Below are 17426 nucleotides of genomic sequence, written 5' to 3' on the forward strand. Positions count from 1 at the left end.
AAATCCACTCAACTGAGTGGATTTTGTCTATATAGATGACTAGTCTTTGTTTTCGTATGGTAAGATCAAGTTTAAGATGATACCTGTCATAGCTGATAGGGCAGTACCTGAAAGGGTAACTGGTCCTACTTTGAGGATGGCTCCACCAAGCCCAAGAACCAACATAGCACTAGCAATGATGAGGTTACGCATTTGACTGAAATCAACGCGCTCCTTGATCAAGACTTTCAAACCGTTGCTGGCGATAACTCCGTAGAGAAGGATAGACATCCCACCAAGTACAGCACTAGGGATTGTTGAGATCAAGGCAGTGAATTTACCAAGGAAACTAAGAGCGATGGCAATAAAGGCTGCGTTACGAATAACGGAGACAGAAGCGATACGAGTCATACCGATAACTCCTGTATTTTCGCCGTAAGTCGTATTGGCTGGTCCACCGAGGAAAGCAGATACAGATGTTGCAATACCGTCACCAAGAAGAGTACGGTGAAGTCCTGGTTCTTTCAGGAACTGACGTCCACAGATTTGGCTTAGGACGGTATGGTCACCGATGTGTTCTGAAATGGTTACGATAGCGATTGGCAAGATGGCGATTGTTTCAGGACCGAAGTAGAGGTTATACTCTTTGAAGGCTCCGCCTGTACTAAATGGTAAGTAGAAACCAGGGATTTCAAACCAGTTAGCTTCTAGGACTGGTGTAAAGTCAACCAAGCCAAGTGTTACTGCGAAGATGTAACCACCGATGATGGCAAAGAGGAAAGGAATGATACGTAGGAAACCTTTTCCTTTTGTATTGATAAAGGCAGCAATCAAGAAAGTTACGACAGCTACAAGTGCATTTTTCCAATTTCCATCTGCTACAAGTCCAGCGTTTGTAACAGCTGAATTTGCCAGTCCAAGACCGATAACGATGATCATGGGTCCGATAATGATTGGTGGTAAGAGTTTATCGATCCATTTTGTACCTGCAAAACGAACACTTGCAGCCACAAGGACATAAACCAAACCAGTCAGGATAACCCCAGTTTGAGCGGCCGATACATCGCCACCCATCTCTTTCATAGCTAGAGACATGGCCGTGATAAAGGCGAAGGATGATCCGAGATAGACTGGAACTTTAAAACCAGTCGAAATCATGTAGATGAGTGTCCCAACGCCTGATGCAAAAAGGGCAACAGATACAGGCATTCCCAAAATTAAGGGAACGAGAATGGTTGCACCAAACATGGCAAAAACGTGCTGGAAGCTTAAAAGAATCCCTTTACCAGCTGAAGGACGTTGGTCAACGTCTAGTAACAAATCAATAGTTGATTCTTGTTTCATATAAACCTCACTTTTAGGCATCAAAAAAGAGCCCATTATTTTACAGCAATAGGCTCTCAGAGTAAGACTTCTTTAAAAAAGATTATTCCATTCTTAAAGAACTTCATATATTTCTGCGTCTTCGTCACCTCACGGGATGACATTAAAAACCTTTGCTTAGGATAGTATAGCAGAAAAAAATGATTTTGTAAATCATTTTTTCCCGAGCCTAGAAATGCAAGAGCGAGGAATGATTTTGTAAATCATTTTTTCCCGAGCCTAAAAATGTAAGAGCGAGGTTGATTTTGTAATTTTTTTTACTAAAAAAATTAAAGCGGGCGTTTGTTGGGCATGCCAGCCTTTCTTGGGTACTTGTTAGGCGTCTCCTTTTTCTTTTCGACGACTGTGATGTAACGCGGATCTCCATTTGGTAGGGCATAGCTGAGGTTGTCTTCGACCTTACTAAAGAGGAGGTTGAGGGCATTCTTAGCTTCTAGCAATTCCTCGGGGGCATTGCTGGCCTTGAGTGCCAATAGTTTTCCACCGACTTTAAGATAGGGAATGGTCAGTTCAGACAAAACCTGCATGCGAGCAACCGCACGAGCTGTTACTATATCAAACTGGGCGCGGAAGTTCTTGTCTTGGGCAAAATCTTCTGCACGCCCATGGTAGAAGTGAACACCATCCAAATCCAGCTCTTGAGCTAAAAGTTGAAGGAAGTTGATGCGCTTATTGAGCGAATCGATGATGGTCACATCTAACTGAGGATAGAGAATTTTCATGGGGAGACTAGGAAATCCTGCCCCAGCCCCGATATCAAGAAGTTTGATAGTTTCATTTGAAATTAAACCTTGCAGAATAGGTGCAATCGAATCATAAAAATGTTTGAGATAAACTTCTTCTTTATCTGTAATAGCGGTCAGGTTAATCTTTTCATTCCACTCGACCAAGAGTTCAAAATACCGTTCAAATTGTTTCTTTTGCTGGTCCGAAAGTGGAAGATTTTGCTCGGCAAGCAAGTTGTAAAATGTTTCTGGTTTCATAGTAGTTTCCTTCTCTAGTATCATCTTATTTTACCATATTCATTAAAATTTTGATATACTGGTATTAATCTAAAAGCAGAAAGGAATAAGATTATGATTTGGATTATTCTTGGAGTTTTGGCTCTGATTGTTATTTTTGTGATTGTTAGCTATAACGGTTTGGTTAAAAATCGTATGCAAACCAAGGAGGCTTGGAGCCAGATCGATGTTCAGTTGAAGCGTCGTAATGATCTCCTCCCAAACTTGATTGAAACAGTCAAAGGCTATGCGAAATATGAAGGTTCTACCTTGGAAAAAGTGACAGAACTTCGTAGACAGGTAGCCGCAGCAACCTCGCCAGCTGAAGCTATGAAGGCCAGCGATGCCCTTACTCGCCAAATTTCTGGTATCTTTGCAGTAGCAGAGAATTACCCAGACTTGAAAGCTAGTGCTAACTTTATCAAATTGCAAGAAGAGTTGACCAATACAGAAAATAAAATTTCTTACTCACGCCAACTCTACAACAGTGTTGTCAGCAACTACAATGTAAAACTTGAAAGCTTCCCAAGTAATATCATCGCAGGACTATTTGGCTTTAAAGCTGCAGACTTCCTTCAAACACCTGAAGAGGAAAAGGCAGTTCCTAAAGTTGACTTTAGCGGTTTAGGTGACTAAGATGTTGTTTGATCAAATTGCGAGCAATAAACGAAAAACTTGGATTTTATTGCTGGTTTTCTTCCTACTCTTGACCTTGGTTGGTTATGCGGTTGGCTATCTCTTTATGCGTTCAGGTCTTGGCGGCATGATAATTGCCTTGATTATTGGTTTTATCTACGCTCTAACTATGATCTTTCAATCGACAGAGATTGTCATGTCTATGAATGGGGCGCGTGAGGTTGATGGGCAAACAGCACCAGACCTCTACCATGTAGTGGAAGATATGGCTATGGTCGCTCAGATTCCCATGCCGCGTGTTTTCATCATTGAGGATTCTTCTTTAAATGCCTTTGCAACAGGTTCTAACCCGCAGAATGCGGCAGTTGCGGCTACTTCGGGTCTCCTAGCCATCATGAATCGTGAGGAGCTAGAAGCGGTCATGGGTCATGAAGTCAGTCACATTCGGAACTACGATATCCGCATTTCGACCATTGCTGTTGCCCTTGCCAGTGCCATTACACTGCTATCTAGTATGGCTGGTCGGATGATGTGGTGGGGTGGCGCAGGCCGCAGACGGAGTGATAATGATCGTGATGGAAATGGTCTAGAGATTATCATGCTTGTTATCTCTCTCTTAGCTATTGTTCTAGCACCTCTCGCAGCAACCTTGGTGCAACTAGCTATCTCTCGTCAGCGAGAATTCCTGGCGGATGCATCCAGTGTGGAGCTGACTCGCAATCCTCAAGGGATGATTAATGCCTTGCGTAAATTGGACAATAGCGAGCCGATGCATCACCATGTTGACGATGCTAGCAGCGCTCTTTATATCAATGATCCTAAGAAAGGTGGGGGACTTCAAAAACTTTTTTATACCCACCCACCTATCTCAGAACGAATCGAACGCTTGAAACAAATGTAAACAAAATCCAGAGAGATTTCTCTGGATTTTTGCTATGTTCAACATTTATAAATCTTGTAAAGCGACGACTTCCAAACCATTTTCTGTCAAACGATAGAGACTCGTACAGACCTCTTTTAAGAAGCGTCTGTCATGCGAAACAGTGATCAGACCGCCGGGATAAGAGGCAAAGAGTTTTCTTATTTCGGGTTGAGAAGTGGGAGAAAAATTACGTGTAGGCTCATCTAGAAGAAGAAAGTTTGGTTTGCGCAGGACTAATTCCAAAAGAAGCAGTTTACCTTGTTGCCCGCCAGATAAGGAACAGATTTGGTGCTGCATCTCTGGATAGCTGAAATTGAGACTAGCTAGGTGAGATTGGATTTTCTGTAGTTCCTCTTTTTGTCCAGTTTGGCTGAGATAGGCTACTGGTGACATCTCCAATTGCAGTTTTTTATGGTAATCTTGTGGCATAAAACCAAGCGAAATTTCTCTTTTGGCGCTAAGTAGTTGCTGCAACTTGGCTAGCAGAGTCGATTTCCCAACACCATTTGGCCCGATGATACCGATTTTATCTTGGCCACGGACCGTTAGTCGTAACTCCTGAGCTAAAATGCGCTGGCCAATGGACAACTTTTCCTTTTCCAGTTGAACTAAGACTTTAGAAGCCGCTAATGGTTGGATATCTGAGAAGAAAAGTTGGATTTGTTCCTCTTCAAGTGGCTTTTGTGCCATGGACTGAGCTGCCTTTTCGTAGCGTTTTTCTTGAGAGAGAACAGTTTTCATCTTTTTAGCCAATAGGCGACCGGCAGTACTGTCTTTGGTTGCTCGAAGTGCAGTTTCTACATTTTGCTTAACTCGGCGATGTTTTTCCATGGTTTTGTCATAGGCTCTCTGGTCGTTAGCAGCTTGCTGACTTTGTCTGGCAAAACTAGCCTTTCTCTGCTCACTATAGCGATCATAGTCTAAATGCTCGACTAGCGTTTCCGCTTCTTTCCGATGCTTGACCAGTCGCAAGTGGACAATAGTATCAGCCGTTTGAGAAAGAAAGTCTTCATCATGGGAAATGAAAATAACAGTTTGCCTAATCTTTTGTATCTGCCTTTTTAGCCAATCAACCGTCTCAAGGTCTAGGTCATTTGAAGGTTCATCTAAAAATAGAATCTCAAAGGGTTTGGCTAATTCATGGATGAGTTGAATTTTCAAAGCTTCGCCCCCTGATAGACTGCCAATCTTTTGCTCACTAGCGAAGCGATCACTATCAAAATGTAACTCCTCAGCCAAACGATAGAGGATACTGTAGTCTAAATCAGTAGACTCTAAAAAGAAGTAATCGTGTAGAGTTCTATTTTTTAGCTCCTCAGGTAACTTTTGAGGAATGTAAGCCAGTGACTGAAGGTTAGACTGGATGTCGCCCTTGATAGTAAAATCAGGTAATGCTTCCCCCATTAAATCTCGTAGTAAAGTCGATTTACCATTTCCTTCTTCACCAATAATAGCAACCTTTTCCCCGTCTTGGATAGTCATGCTTAAGTCAGATACAAGGTCTCGTAAATCTTTGTTTTGCGTGATAGTTAGATGATTGATTTTTATCATATTGTTGCCCTTTCTAGAATGTCGATAGTGCATAACAAAAAGCTCTACTTTACCTAGTAGAGCCTAAAGTCACTGTCAAAAACTCTATTATCCTCGTTGAAAAGCTCGTCAAACTAGCTTGGAGCTGCCTAACCCAACCCAAGAGGAGCATAGCTTTCTAGTTTTTTGATTTTTAATGAGGATAAAGTACCAGAAAATCCAGTACAAAAAGAGCACACAAAAAGAGACAAAAACAAGATCTACTAAATAAAGATTCTTTATTTGATAGATTAGTTGTTCATGTCTCCCTTACCTCCGAGTATTAGTACCTCTATCCTATACCTTTAAGGAAATTTTGTCAACAGAAAACTGGAAATTCCAAGCTCTAAAAACCAAAAACAGGTCCATAGAGAGTCAGTACGTGTTTGACGTGCTCGTAATGGAACTTGTCATAGTTACGCCAAGCGGTGCGTGCTGGGTCGTTTAGTTTTAGGCTCCCCAGTCCGATCAGTAGACTGGTACGTTGGTAAAATTTCTCAAGGTCAATTAAGATACTGTTGTTAACCGTTTCAGCTTTTTTAAGTTCCTTGAGAGTGCTGTTTAGCAGTTCTTGTAGACGGAAATCATCGGCTGTTCCTTGTTTGCAGCTTTGGTAGCTTTTATTTAACTCGGATAGGAGTTGGTAAGCTTCGTTAATCAGGGCTTTGTCTTCCATATGAGCATCCTCCTTGCTCTGATGTATTCTTGCCTATAGTATAGCACTAATAGGAAAGTTTGTCATAGTAAATATGTTAAAAAATGAGATTTTAATATCAAAGTTTGGGAAGCTGACTTATAGCCTTTTCATGGTATAATCAAGTGAGTACATCTTTATGGAGGAAATATGAAGTTAAATATTCAAGAAATTCGTAAGCAGCCTGAAGGCCTGCATTTTGAACAAGTTTTAGACCTGGCAGCAGACTTGCGTAAACGGAATCAAGAAATTTTAGATGTCAAAGATATCCTTGCAGTGGGAAAGGTGCAGTATGAAGACCGTCTGTATTTCTTAGACTATCAGTTGTCATATACCATTGTTCTTGCTTCCAGCCGCAGTATGGAGCCAGTTGAGTTGGCTGAGTCATATCCAGTGACAGAAGTTTTCATGGAAGGAGCGACCAACCAACTGGACCAGGAAGTTCTAGATGATGACTTGGTCTTGCCTATCGAAAATGGGGAAATCGACCTTGCTGAGAGCGTTTCCGATAATATCTTGCTAAACATTCCAATCAAGGTCTTAACAGCAGAAGAAGAAGCTGGTCAAGGTTTTGTGTCTGGAAATGACTGGCAAATCATGACTGAAGATGAATACCAGGCTCAACAAGCAGTCAAGAAAGAAGAAAACAGTCCATTTGCAGGCTTGCAAGGACTATTTGACGGAGACGAATAATGGTCTTGTCAAAAAAACGAGCACGAAAGGTGCTAGAAGAAATTATTGCCCTTTTTCCAGATGCTAAGCCTAGTCTTGATTTTACTAATCATTTTGAACTCTTGGTTGCAGTGATGTTGTCAGCTCAGACGACAGATGCAGCGGTAAATAAGGCCACCCCAGGTCTCTTCGCTGCTTTTCCAACGCCACAAGCCATGTCTGTCGCGACTGAAAGTGAAATTGCTTCACACATTTCTCGTCTGGGACTGTATCGAAATAAGGCTAAATTTCTTAAAAAATGTGCCCAACAGTTACTAGATGATTTTGATGGTCAAGTTCCTCAGACTCGAGAGGAATTAGAAAGTCTAGCGGGTGTTGGTCGTAAAACAGCTAATGTCGTCATGAGTGTGGGGTTTGGAATTCCTGCTTTTGCAGTGGATACTCATGTGGAGCGTATCTGTAAGCATCACGATATCGTTAAAAAATCAGCTACGCCACTTGAAGTAGAAAAACGTGTTATGGATGTCTTGCCACCAGAAGAATGGTTAGCAGCTCACCAGGCCATGATTTACTTTGGACGGGCTATCTGTCATCCAAAGAACCCAGAATGCGATCACTATCCCCAATTATATGATTTTAGTTCGTTATAAGATAAAAATTTTATGTTTTTTTCTTGCATTGATCCTTTCTTTGTGATATAGTAATAACAATAAAATATTCCTTTAAACCTGTCCCGTGAGGCAGGCAAGGAGCTGGATCAATAGATAGTCGGAGTCTATACTCTTTACAGTAGGGCTGGCTTGGCTATACATTCTGAAGTCTCCTTGTTAAGGAGACTTTTCTTTTTGGAGGTTTGTCATGAGGACAAAAGAAGTTGTAGACGAATTGACCGTCAAACGAGCGATTACTCGGATTACCTACGAGATTATTGAGCGAAACAAAGATTTGAACAAAATCGTTTTGGCTGGTATTAAAACGCGAGGTGTCTTTATCGCCCATCGTATCCAAGAACGTTTGGAGCAGTTAGAAAATGTCTCTGTTCCCGTAGTAGAATTGGATACCAAACCTTTCCGTGACGATGTCAAAAGTGGGGAAGATACCTCTGTAATCTCTGTTGATGTGACAGATCGAGAAGTCATTTTGGTGGATGATGTGCTCTATACAGGTCGTACTATTCGTGCAGCTATTGACAACATCGTTAGCCATGGTCGCCCTGCCCGTGTGAGTTTGGCAGTCTTGGTTGATCGTGGTCATAGAGAACTTCCAATCCGTCCGGACTATGTTGGAAAAAACATCCCAACCAGTCGTTCTGAAGAAATTATCGTAGAGATGACAGAACTAGATGGACAGGACAGAGTACTAATCACAGAACAAGCCTAAAACACTAAAAGGAGTAAAAAAATGTCAGAAAATCAACAAGCTTTGCAACATGTCGTTTCTATGGAAGACCTTACTGTAGAACAAGTAATGAAATTGATTAAACGAGGAATCGAATTTAAAAACGGAGCGAGTGCTTCTTATGAGGAACAACATATCGTTTCCAACCTTTTCTTTGAAAGTTCAACTCGTACCCACAAATCCTTTGAGGTAGCAGAACTGAAACTTGGACTTGATCTTTTGGATTTCGATGTGAAGACCAGTTCAGTGAATAAGGGTGAAACACTCTATGACACGATCTTGACGCTTTCTGCACTAGGAGTGGATGCCTGTGTCATTCGTCACCCAGAGGTGGACTACTACAGAGAATTGATTGCTAGCCCGACCATCACAACTTCGATTATCAATGGTGGGGACGGTTCAGGGCAACACCCTAGCCAAAGTTTGCTTGATTTGATGACAATTTATGAAGAATTTGGACATTTTGAAGGTCTTAAGGTGGCTATCGCTGGCGACCTCAACCACTCACGGGTAGCTAAGTCTAATATGCAAATCCTTAAACGCTTGGGAGCGGAGCTTTACTTTGCTGGTCCTGAGGAATGGAGAAGTGAGGAGTTTGAACATTACGGTCGCTTTATATCAATTGATGAGGTGATTGATCAAGTAGATGTTATGATGTTTCTTCGTGTGCAGCATGAACGTCATGAAATTGTGACAGGATTTTCAAAAGAAGACTATCATAACCAGCATGGTTTGACACAAGAACGCTATGACCGCTTGAAAGAAAAAGCAATCCTTATGCACCCAGCTCCAGTCAATCGTGATGTGGAAATCGCTGATCACTTGGTAGAAGCACCGAAATCACGTATTGTTCAGCAAATGACCAACGGTGTCTTTGTCAGAATGGCAATTTTAGAATCTGTGCTGGCCTATAGAAAAGCAAAATAAGGCACAAAGCGTTAAAAGATGTCTGAGAGCATCAACGAGAGGTGAGTAGATGAAAAAACGACTTCTAGTATTAGAAGATGGTACAGTATTTGAAGGCAAGGCCTTCGGAGCAGATATTGATGTAACAGGGGAAATCGTCTTTAACACAGGGATGACTGGTTACCAAGAATCCATTACTGACCAGTCTTACAATGGACAAATCTTAACCTTTACCTATCCTTTGGTGGGAAATTATGGAATTAACCGTGACGACTACGAGTCAATCACTCCTACCTGCAAGGGAGTAGTAGTTTTTGAAGAAGCGCGTAGAGCCAGCAACTGGCGCAATCAAATGACCTTGGATGAATTCTTGAAAGCGAAGAAAATCCCAGGTATCTCAGGAATTGATACCCGAGCTTTGACAAAAATTATCCGTAAGCATGGTACCATGCGTGCAACCCTTACGCATGTTGGTGATACGATGGACCATATCATAGACCAGCTCCAAGCGACAGTTCTACCGACAGATAATATCAAGCAAGTCTCTACTAAGACAGCTTATCCTGCTCCTGGAGTTGGATTGAGTGTCGTATTGGTAGACTTTGGTCTCAAACACTCCATCTTACGCGAACTATCTAAGCGTAACTGTAACGTGACCGTTGTTCCATACACAACAACAGCAGAAGAGATTCTCCATCTCCATCCTGACGGGGTCATGTTGTCAAACGGTCCAGGAAATCCAGAAGATGTTCCTCAGGCACTTGATATGATTCGTGGTGTGCAAGGGAAAATTCCAATCTTTGGTATCTGTATGGGTCATCAACTTTTTGCTATGGCAAATGGTGCTAAGACCTACAAGATGAAGTTTGGTCACCGTGGATTTAACCACGCGGTGCGTGAAATTGCAACAGGCCGAGTAGACTTTACTAGCCAGAACCATGGTTATGCGGTTAGCCGTGAGGATTTGCCAGAGCATTTGATTATTACCCATGAAGAAATCAATGACAAGTCAGTTGAGGGTGTGCGTCACAGATACCAACCAGGTTTCTCTGTGCAATTCCATCCAGACGCAGCTCCAGGACCGCACGATGCAAGCTATCTCTTTGATGAATTTATCGAAATGATGGAGTCGTTTAAATCTGCTAATCGCTGATATAGGAAACTCTGTCAGAGGCTTGTCGAATAAAAAGGCAAGTCCTTTCTTTTAGTTGAGCAATGAGATGATGAAAATTTTTACACTCGATTTATTATTGAAAAATCATCGGAGAATTTATTTAATGTCGCTCTGTGAGGCGACGAATAGAAAGGCAGGTCGTTTCTTTTAGTCGCTATCAGGCGAACTAAAAACTCCCTGCACTAGATTTTTTATCGAAAAATATCGTTTCTCTAAAAAATCGTCGGAGAATTTATTTAATGTCGCTCTGTGAGGCGACGAATAGAAAGGAGAAGGGTGGTCCGTATTTGCTGAACTGAATACGGGCTACGGACGGTGCTAAAAAGATAGTTATTCCTAGAACTGATAGTTCTTCGTCATAACTCCTATTTTAGCTTTGTCCGCTTGACGCCCTTAATATCTTATAAATGCCTAAACGTACTGATATTCAAAAAATTATGGTGATTGGTTCTGGTCCGATTATTATTGGTCAGGCTGCTGAGTTTGACTACGCGGGGACCCAGGCCTGCTTGTCTTTGAAAGAGGAAGGTTATGAAGTTATCTTGGTGAATTCAAACCCTGCCACTATCATGACAGATAAGGAGATTGCGGACAAGGTCTACATCGAACCGATTACACTCGAGTTTGTGACGCGTATTCTCCGTAAGGAACGTCCAGATGCCTTGCTCCCAACCCTTGGTGGGCAAACAGGTCTCAATATGGCCATGGAATTGTCTAAAAACGGAATTTTAGATGAACTTGGTGTAGAACTTCTCGGAACTAAATTGTCTGCCATTGACCAAGCAGAGGACCGTGACCTCTTTAAACAATTAATGGAAGAGCTTGAGCAACCAATCCCTGAATCTGAAATTGTCAACACAGTGGAAGAAGCTGTTGCCTTTGCGGCGTCAATCGGCTACCCAGTTATCGTCCGTCCAGCCTTCACCCTTGGTGGTACTGGTGGTGGTATGTGTGCCAATGAGGAAGAATTGCGTGAAATCGCTGAAAATGGGTTGAAACTGTCACCTGTTACCCAATGTTTGATTGAGCGTTCCATTGCAGGTTTCAAGGAAATCGAATACGAGGTCATGCGTGACTCGGCTGACAATGCTCTTGTGGTTTGTAACATGGAAAACTTTGACCCAGTTGGGATTCACACAGGAGATTCTATCGTATTTGCCCCTGCGCAAACCATGTCGGACTATGAAAACCAAATGCTACGTGACGCGAGCTTGAGCATTATCCGCGCTCTTAAGATTGAAGGTGGGTGTAACGTTCAGCTGGCCCTTGATCCGCATAGCTTCAAGTACTATGTTATCGAAGTAAACCCTCGTGTATCGCGTTCGTCAGCCCTTGCTTCTAAGGCGACGGGTTATCCGATTGCCAAATTGGCTGCCAAGATTGCCGTTGGTTTGACTCTGGATGAGGTCATCAACCCAGTTACAGGTTCAACTTATGCTATGTTTGAACCAGCTCTTGACTACGTCGTTGCTAAGATTCCACGTTTCCCATTTGACAAGTTTGAAAAAGGTGAGCGTCGTCTGGGTACCCAGATGAAGGCGACTGGAGAAGTCATGGCGATTGGTCGTAACATCGAGGAATCACTTCTCAAGGCATGTCGCTCTCTTGAAATTGGAGTTCACCACAATGAAATGCCAGAACTTGCAACCGTTTCTGATGATGCCTTGATTGAAAAAGTTTTCAAGGCCCAAGATGACCGTCTCTTCTACGTATCAGAGGCCATTCGCCGTGGTTACACACCAGAAGAAATTGCTGAATTGACTAAGATTGATATCTTCTATCTGGATAAACTCTTGCACATCTTTGAAATTGAGCAGGAATTGGGTGCCCATCCACAAGATTTAGAAGTCTTGAAAACTGCTAAACTTAATGGTTTCTCAGACCGCAAGATTGCTGAACTCTGGGAAACGACAGCTGACCAGGTTCGCCAACTTCGCTTGGAAAACAAAATTGTCCCAGTTTACAAGATGGTCGATACTTGTGCGGCAGAATTCGACTCTGAAACACCATACTTCTATTCAACCTATGGCTGGGAAAATGAGTCTATCAAGTCTGATAAGGAATCTGTCCTAGTCCTAGGTTCAGGTCCAATCCGTATCGGACAAGGGGTTGAGTTTGACTACGCAACTGTTCACTCTGTTAAGGCTATACAGGCGGCTGGTTATGAAGCTATCATTATGAACTCAAACCCAGAGACCGTTTCTACGGACTTCTCGGTATCTGACAAGCTCTACTTTGAACCGTTGACTTTTGAAGATGTCATGAATGTTATTGACCTTGAGCAACCAAAAGGCGTTATAGTTCAGTTCGGTGGTCAAACAGCTATCAACCTTGCAGAGCCATTGGCAAAAGCAGGTGTGACCATCCTTGGTACACAAGTCGCTGACTTGGATCGTGCCGAAGACCGTGATCTCTTCGAACAAGCCCTTAAAGACTTGGATATTCCACAGCCGCCAGGACAAACAGCAACCAATGAAGAAGAAGCAGTGCTTGCAGCTCGCAAGATTGGTTTCCCAGTCTTAGTTCGTCCTTCTTATGTTTTGGGTGGACGTGCCATGGAAATCGTAGAAAATGAGGAAGATCTTCGTTCTTACATGCGTACCGCTGTTAAGGCTAGTCCAGACCATCCAGTCCTTGTTGACTCTTACATTGTTGGGCAAGAGTGTGAAGTTGATGCCATTTCAGACGGTGAAAATGTTCTCATCCCTGGTATCATGGAACATATCGAACGTGCCGGTGTCCACTCAGGTGACTCAATGGCCGTTTACCCACCACAAACCTTGTCGCAAAAGGTGCAGGAAACCATCGCAGACTATACGAAACGCCTAGCAATCGGCCTCAACTGTCTTGGGATGATGAACATCCAGTTTGTCATCAAGGATGAAAAAGTCTATGTTATTGAGGTCAATCCACGTGCCAGTCGTACGGTGCCATTCCTTTCTAAGGTAACTAATATTCCTATGGCTCAGGTAGCGACTAAGCTCATTCTTGGTCAAAGTCTTGAAGAACTTGGCTACCAAGATGGCCTTTATCCAGAAAGTACTCGCGTTCATATCAAGGCGCCAGTCTTCTCCTTTACGAAACTAGCTAAGGTAGACAGCTTGCTCGGTCCTGAAATGAAGTCAACAGGGGAAGTTATGGGTTCTGATAGAACTCTCGAAAAAGCTCTCTATAAAGCTTTTGAAGCTTCTTACCTGCACTTGCCAACCTTTGGAAATGTTGTCTTTACCATCGCTGATGATGCCAAAGATGAAGCCTTGGACTTGGCTCGTCGTTTCCAAAATATCGGTTATGGTATCCTTGCGACAGAAGGGACAGCAGCCTTCTTTGCTAGTCATGGACTCAAAGCCCAACCTGTTGGTAAGATTGGTGACGATGAACAGGATATCCCAAGCTTTGTTCGCAAAGGGAAAATTCAAGCGATTATCAATACTGTCGGAACAAAACGAACTGCTGACGAAGATGGTGAGCAAATCCGCCGTTCAGCCATTGAACACGGGGTGCCACTCTTCACAGCCCTAGACACAGCCAATGCCATGCTCAAAGTGCTGGAAAGCCGTAGTTTTGTCACAGAAGCAATCTAGTTGAGAAAAAATTTTTACAGTTAAAAAGTCAGCGTAGAAAACGCTGGCTTTTTGCAATATAGATCTTGCTTATTTCAACTATCATTCTTTCCTTAAGAATCATTCCAAAATGTGATATAATAAGGAAGAATTGGAAATAAGTAAATTATTTTCATTGTATTTTCAAAAACACCATTAAGAAAATAGGTAAAGACAGATTAGAAAGTGTAAAATTCCGATGTCTTCTAACAAGAAAGTCTCTCTTTCTGAGATCAATCAATCTATTGAAACTCCAAATAACAACCATTTTTGGCAAAATCTAAAAGCATTTTTAGGACCTGGCGCTCTTGTGGCAGTTGGTTATATGGATCCTGGAAACTGGATTACAAGTGTGGTTGGTGGTGCTTCTTACAAGTATAGTCTCTTATTCGTCATTTTAATTTCATCCATCATCGCCATGCAGCTACAACAAATGGCTGGAAAGCTCGGTATCGTAACTAAGATGGACCTAGCACAGGCAACAGCTCATCATGCTCCCAAGTGGCTTCGCTATAGTCTGTGGGTGATTTTAGAATTAGCTTTAATGGCGACAGACTTAGCTGAGGTTCTAGGGTCAGCGATTGCCTTAAATCTTTTATTTAAAATACCGATTATGGTTGCTATTCTCTTAACTGTTTTAGATGTATTTTTGTTACTTTTATTGATGAAATTTGGCTTCAAAAAAATTGAAGCCATTGTTACGACTCTTATTTTAACCATATTAGCCATCTTTACCTATCTTGTGGCCTTATCCAGTCCAAGTATTCAGGGGATTATTGGTGGTTATTTACCAACTTCAACTTTATTTGAAACACCGTTACCAGGTCATGAAAGCCAATTAACATTAGCTCTAGGAATTGTAGGTGCGACAGTCATGCCCCATAATCTCTATCTTCATTCATCCCTATCCCAAACAAGGAAAATCAATCACAAAGATAAGAAGGATGTTCGGAAAGCCGTGCGTTTTATGACATGGGATTCAAATCTTCAGTTGTCCTTAGCCTTTATTGTCAATTCCTTGCTTCTCATTTTAGGTGCCTCCCTCTTTTTTGGTCATGCATCTGAAATTTCAGCTTTTTCTCAAATGTACAATGCTTTACAGGATTCAACAATAGCAGGAGCGATAGCCAGCTCAACTCTGTCAACTTTATTTGCTCTAGCTCTCTTAGCAAGTGGCCAAAATTCGACTATTACAGGTACCTTGACAGGACAGATTGTCATGGAAGGTTTCTTGCATCTGAAATTGCCTCAGTGGATTATCCGTATCGGTACACGTATTTTTGCCTTGCTCCCTGTGATTATTGTAGCCGTCTTGTTTGGACATCAAGAAAAAACCTTGGATCAGTTATTGGTCTATTCACAAGTCTTTCTGTCAATCGCTCTTCCGTTTTCAATCTTCCCCTTAATCTATCTGACTTCTAAAAAGTCACTGATGGGAGAATTCACCAATGCCAAGTGGAACACCATCCTAGGTTACGCAGTTTCAATCATCTTGACCATTCTCAATATCAAGCTTCTTTTTGATATTTTTTAACCTCGTTTGAAATCAATCATAGTGTCAGCGTGAAGCTTGATAAAGAGAAAGTAGTAGTGGTTGATTCATAAAAATAAGTACAAAAAAAGAACAGTTGGAACTGTTCTTTTTATGATTATTTGAGACCGTATTTTTTGTTGAAACGATCCACACGTCCATCTGCTTGAGTGAACTTTTGACGTCCAGTGTAGAATGGGTGTGAGTCTGATGAAATTTCCACACGGATCAATGGGTAAGTTTCGCCTTCGAACTCAACAGTTTCGTTAGAGCGTTTTGTTGAACCGCTAAGGAATTTGTAACCAGTAGTTGTGTCCATGAAGACAACTGGGCGATATTCTGGATGGATATCTTTTTTCATTTTGCAATATTTCCTTTCTGCCATGGTCTCTTTGCGAGCCATAGATTGTTACCTTACTAGTCTATCAGATTATGAAAAGTTTAGCAAGTATTTTATCAGTTTTTAAGCAAGTTTTTTAGTTTTTGGTAGATGATTTCGTTTTCTTCTAGACTATAGGAATTGGCGCCACTGGCTAATGGGTGTCCTCCTCCGTCGTGTTGTTTGGCAATGTCATTGATAGGGGTGATTTTACTGCGCATACGAACGCGGAAGTGGCCATCATTTTGTTCAACAAAGATAGCCCAAGCCTTAACAGTATCAATTCGACCAGGTGCACCGACAATCGCTGCGGTTTCAGCGTCGGTAACATTGTACTGTTTCAAGATTTCTTGACTGAGAAGAACGCGAGCAGCTCCATTTTCATCAATTTCTAGATGGTCGTAGATGTAGCCTTGAAGTTTTGCAATCTTGAAGCTCATGGTATCCATCTGTCGAGACAATCCGGCAAAGTCAAAATCAACTTCTCGGAGCTGGGCAGCTATTCTAAAGGTACGAGCACTAGTTGACGGGTAGAGAAAACGCCCTGTGTCCCCGACAATTCCTGCATAGAGAAGTCGTGCCGCTTCGCTAGACAAAGCCAGCTGATTTTCTTGAGCAAATAGGGCAATCATCTCACTGGCACTGCTTGAACTTGTATCGACCCAAGACATGTCACCGTATACATCGTCGTTAGGATGGTGATCGATTTTGATGGTGAAAGCAGCTTGTTCATAGCGTTTATCATCGATACGAGGCCGATTCGCTGTATCACAAATAATAGCAAGAGCACCATGGTAGTCACTATCTTGAACAGTATCCATTTCTGCCATCCAAGTCAAAGTCGGTTCATTATAACCAACAGCTTTGATGGTCTTTTCTGGAAAATGGTGATTGAGCAAGGCTTTCAAACCTACCTGACTTCCCAAGGCATCAGGGTCCGGTTTCATATGACGATGAATGATGATGGTATCGTATTCTTTGATTTTCTCTAAAATTTGCTGACAAATCTCCATAAATAACCTCAATTCTTTCTCATTTCATTGTAGCACAAGAATTTTTATTTTTAAAATGAAAAAGATATGATATAATGGAGAGAGATAAATTGAGGAGGACGATATGGCATTAGCAAAAATTGTATTTGCCAGTATGACCGGTAATACCGAAGAAATTGCAGATATTGTAGCAGATAAATTGCGTGATTTGGGCTTGGATGTCGATGTTGATGAATGTACGACTGTTGACGCTTCAGACTTCTTGGAGGCGGACATCGCTATCGTTGCGACTTACACTTACGGAGATGGAGAATTGCCAGATGAGATGATGGACTTCTATGAAGACCTAGCAGACCTCAACTTGAATGGTAAAATCTACGGAGTGGTCGGTTCAGGTGACACCTTCTACGACGAATTTTGTAAGGCTGTTGATGACTTTGATCGCGTTTTTGTAGCGACAGGAGCAGAAAAAGGTTCAGAGTGTGTTAAAGTTGATCTTTCTGCCGAAGAAGAAGACATCGAACGCTTGGAACAATTCGCAGAAGAATTGGCTGCAAAAGTAGGATAAGAATCAAACTGCGCTGACTG

At 42.1% G+C, this 17426-nt stretch carries 16 protein-coding genes; 10 read left to right on the forward strand and 6 right to left on the reverse strand.

Going from position 1 to position 17426, the window contains the following annotated elements; genetic code table 11:
- Window positions 1–39 precede the first annotated feature (39 nt).
- Both D8801_RS00770 and rsmG read right to left on the reverse strand, forming a co-directional pair.
- On the reverse strand, window positions 40–1323 hold the full coding sequence (locus tag D8801_RS00770; protein ID WP_165941791.1) for a uracil-xanthine permease family protein: 1284 nt from the start codon (window positions 1321–1323) through the stop codon (window positions 40–42).
- 308 nt (window positions 1324–1631) lie between these two features.
- Window positions 1632–2345, reverse strand: coding sequence for a 16S rRNA (guanine(527)-N(7))-methyltransferase RsmG (gene rsmG, locus D8801_RS00775; protein ID WP_125847172.1), 714 nt, complete (start codon window positions 2343–2345; stop codon window positions 1632–1634).
- A gap of 93 nt (window positions 2346–2438) precedes the next feature.
- On the opposite strand from rsmG, the gene D8801_RS00780 reads away from it, so the two are divergent.
- Both D8801_RS00780 and htpX read left to right on the forward strand, forming a co-directional pair.
- The gene (locus D8801_RS00780) at window positions 2439–2999 is read left to right on the forward strand and encodes a LemA family protein (protein ID WP_125453995.1); all 561 of its coding nucleotides are present in this window, start codon (window positions 2439–2441) and stop codon (window positions 2997–2999) included.
- Window position 3000: 1 nt separating this feature from the next.
- Window positions 3001–3900 carry a zinc metalloprotease HtpX gene (gene htpX, locus D8801_RS00785; protein ID WP_125847174.1) on the forward strand — a complete coding sequence of 300 codons (900 nt, stop codon included), beginning with the start codon at window positions 3001–3003 and terminating at the stop codon, window positions 3898–3900.
- 45 nt (window positions 3901–3945) lie between these two features.
- Here the strand turns inward: htpX and D8801_RS00790 are convergent, their stop codons facing one another.
- Together D8801_RS00790 and D8801_RS00795 are read right to left on the reverse strand one after the other, a co-directional pair.
- Window positions 3946–5505 carry an ATP-binding cassette domain-containing protein gene (locus tag D8801_RS00790; RefSeq protein ID WP_125847176.1) on the reverse strand — a complete coding sequence of 520 codons (1560 nt, stop codon included), beginning with the start codon at window positions 5503–5505 and terminating at the stop codon, window positions 3946–3948.
- Window positions 5506–5836: 331 nt separating this feature from the next.
- Entirely contained in the window at window positions 5837–6166 is a 330-nt protein-coding gene (locus D8801_RS00795) for a helicase BlpT (protein WP_125847178.1), read from the reverse strand.
- Window positions 6167–6334: 168 nt separating this feature from the next.
- On the opposite strand from D8801_RS00795, the gene D8801_RS00800 reads away from it, so the two are divergent.
- The 7 genes from D8801_RS00800 to D8801_RS00830 all read left to right on the forward strand — a co-directional run bounded on the left by D8801_RS00800 (window position 6335) and on the right by D8801_RS00830 (window position 15470).
- Window positions 6335–6877 (forward strand): YceD family protein, encoded by a 543-nt coding sequence (locus D8801_RS00800; protein ID WP_125847180.1) that lies wholly within the window; start codon window positions 6335–6337, stop codon window positions 6875–6877.
- Window positions 6877–7506 (forward strand): endonuclease III, encoded by a 630-nt coding sequence (gene nth, locus D8801_RS00805; protein WP_125847182.1) that lies wholly within the window; start codon window positions 6877–6879, stop codon window positions 7504–7506. The genes D8801_RS00800 and nth overlap by 1 nt, the downstream gene beginning before the upstream one ends.
- 208 nt (window positions 7507–7714) lie before the next feature.
- Window positions 7715–8236, forward strand: coding sequence for a bifunctional pyr operon transcriptional regulator/uracil phosphoribosyltransferase PyrR (gene pyrR / locus D8801_RS00810; protein ID WP_125847184.1), 522 nt, complete (start codon window positions 7715–7717; stop codon window positions 8234–8236).
- Window positions 8237–8257: 21 nt separating this feature from the next.
- A complete protein-coding gene (locus D8801_RS00815; protein WP_125847186.1) occupies window positions 8258–9181 on the forward strand; it encodes an aspartate carbamoyltransferase catalytic subunit in 924 nt (307 codons plus the stop codon).
- 49 nt (window positions 9182–9230) lie between these two features.
- Entirely contained in the window at window positions 9231–10313 is a 1083-nt protein-coding gene (locus tag D8801_RS00820) for a carbamoyl phosphate synthase small subunit (RefSeq protein WP_000746720.1), read from the forward strand.
- Window positions 10314–10741: 428 nt separating this feature from the next.
- The gene (gene carB, locus D8801_RS00825; RefSeq protein WP_125847188.1) at window positions 10742–13918 is read left to right on the forward strand and encodes a carbamoyl-phosphate synthase large subunit; all 3177 of its coding nucleotides are present in this window, start codon (window positions 10742–10744) and stop codon (window positions 13916–13918) included.
- A 217-nt stretch (window positions 13919–14135) separates the two neighbouring features.
- The gene (locus D8801_RS00830; RefSeq protein WP_125847190.1) at window positions 14136–15470 is read left to right on the forward strand and encodes an Nramp family divalent metal transporter; all 1335 of its coding nucleotides are present in this window, start codon (window positions 14136–14138) and stop codon (window positions 15468–15470) included.
- Window positions 15471–15585: 115 nt separating this feature from the next.
- On the opposite strand, the gene D8801_RS00835 is transcribed toward D8801_RS00830, so the two are convergent.
- Both D8801_RS00835 and D8801_RS00840 read right to left on the reverse strand, forming a co-directional pair.
- The gene (locus tag D8801_RS00835; protein ID WP_000710762.1) at window positions 15586–15828 is read right to left on the reverse strand and encodes a type B 50S ribosomal protein L31; all 243 of its coding nucleotides are present in this window, start codon (window positions 15826–15828) and stop codon (window positions 15586–15588) included.
- A gap of 95 nt (window positions 15829–15923) precedes the next feature.
- Window positions 15924–16859 carry a DHH family phosphoesterase gene (locus D8801_RS00840; protein WP_125847650.1) on the reverse strand — a complete coding sequence of 312 codons (936 nt, stop codon included), beginning with the start codon at window positions 16857–16859 and terminating at the stop codon, window positions 15924–15926.
- Window positions 16860–16962: 103 nt separating this feature from the next.
- Between D8801_RS00840 and D8801_RS00845 the strand changes: the two genes are divergently transcribed.
- Window positions 16963–17406 (forward strand): flavodoxin, encoded by a 444-nt coding sequence (locus D8801_RS00845; RefSeq protein ID WP_001162125.1) that lies wholly within the window; start codon window positions 16963–16965, stop codon window positions 17404–17406.
- The last annotated feature ends 20 nt before the right edge of the window (window positions 17407–17426 follow it).

This window comes from Streptococcus oralis (assembly GCF_003943415.1).
GTDB classification, from domain to species: domain Bacteria; phylum Bacillota; class Bacilli; order Lactobacillales; family Streptococcaceae; genus Streptococcus; species Streptococcus oralis_BJ.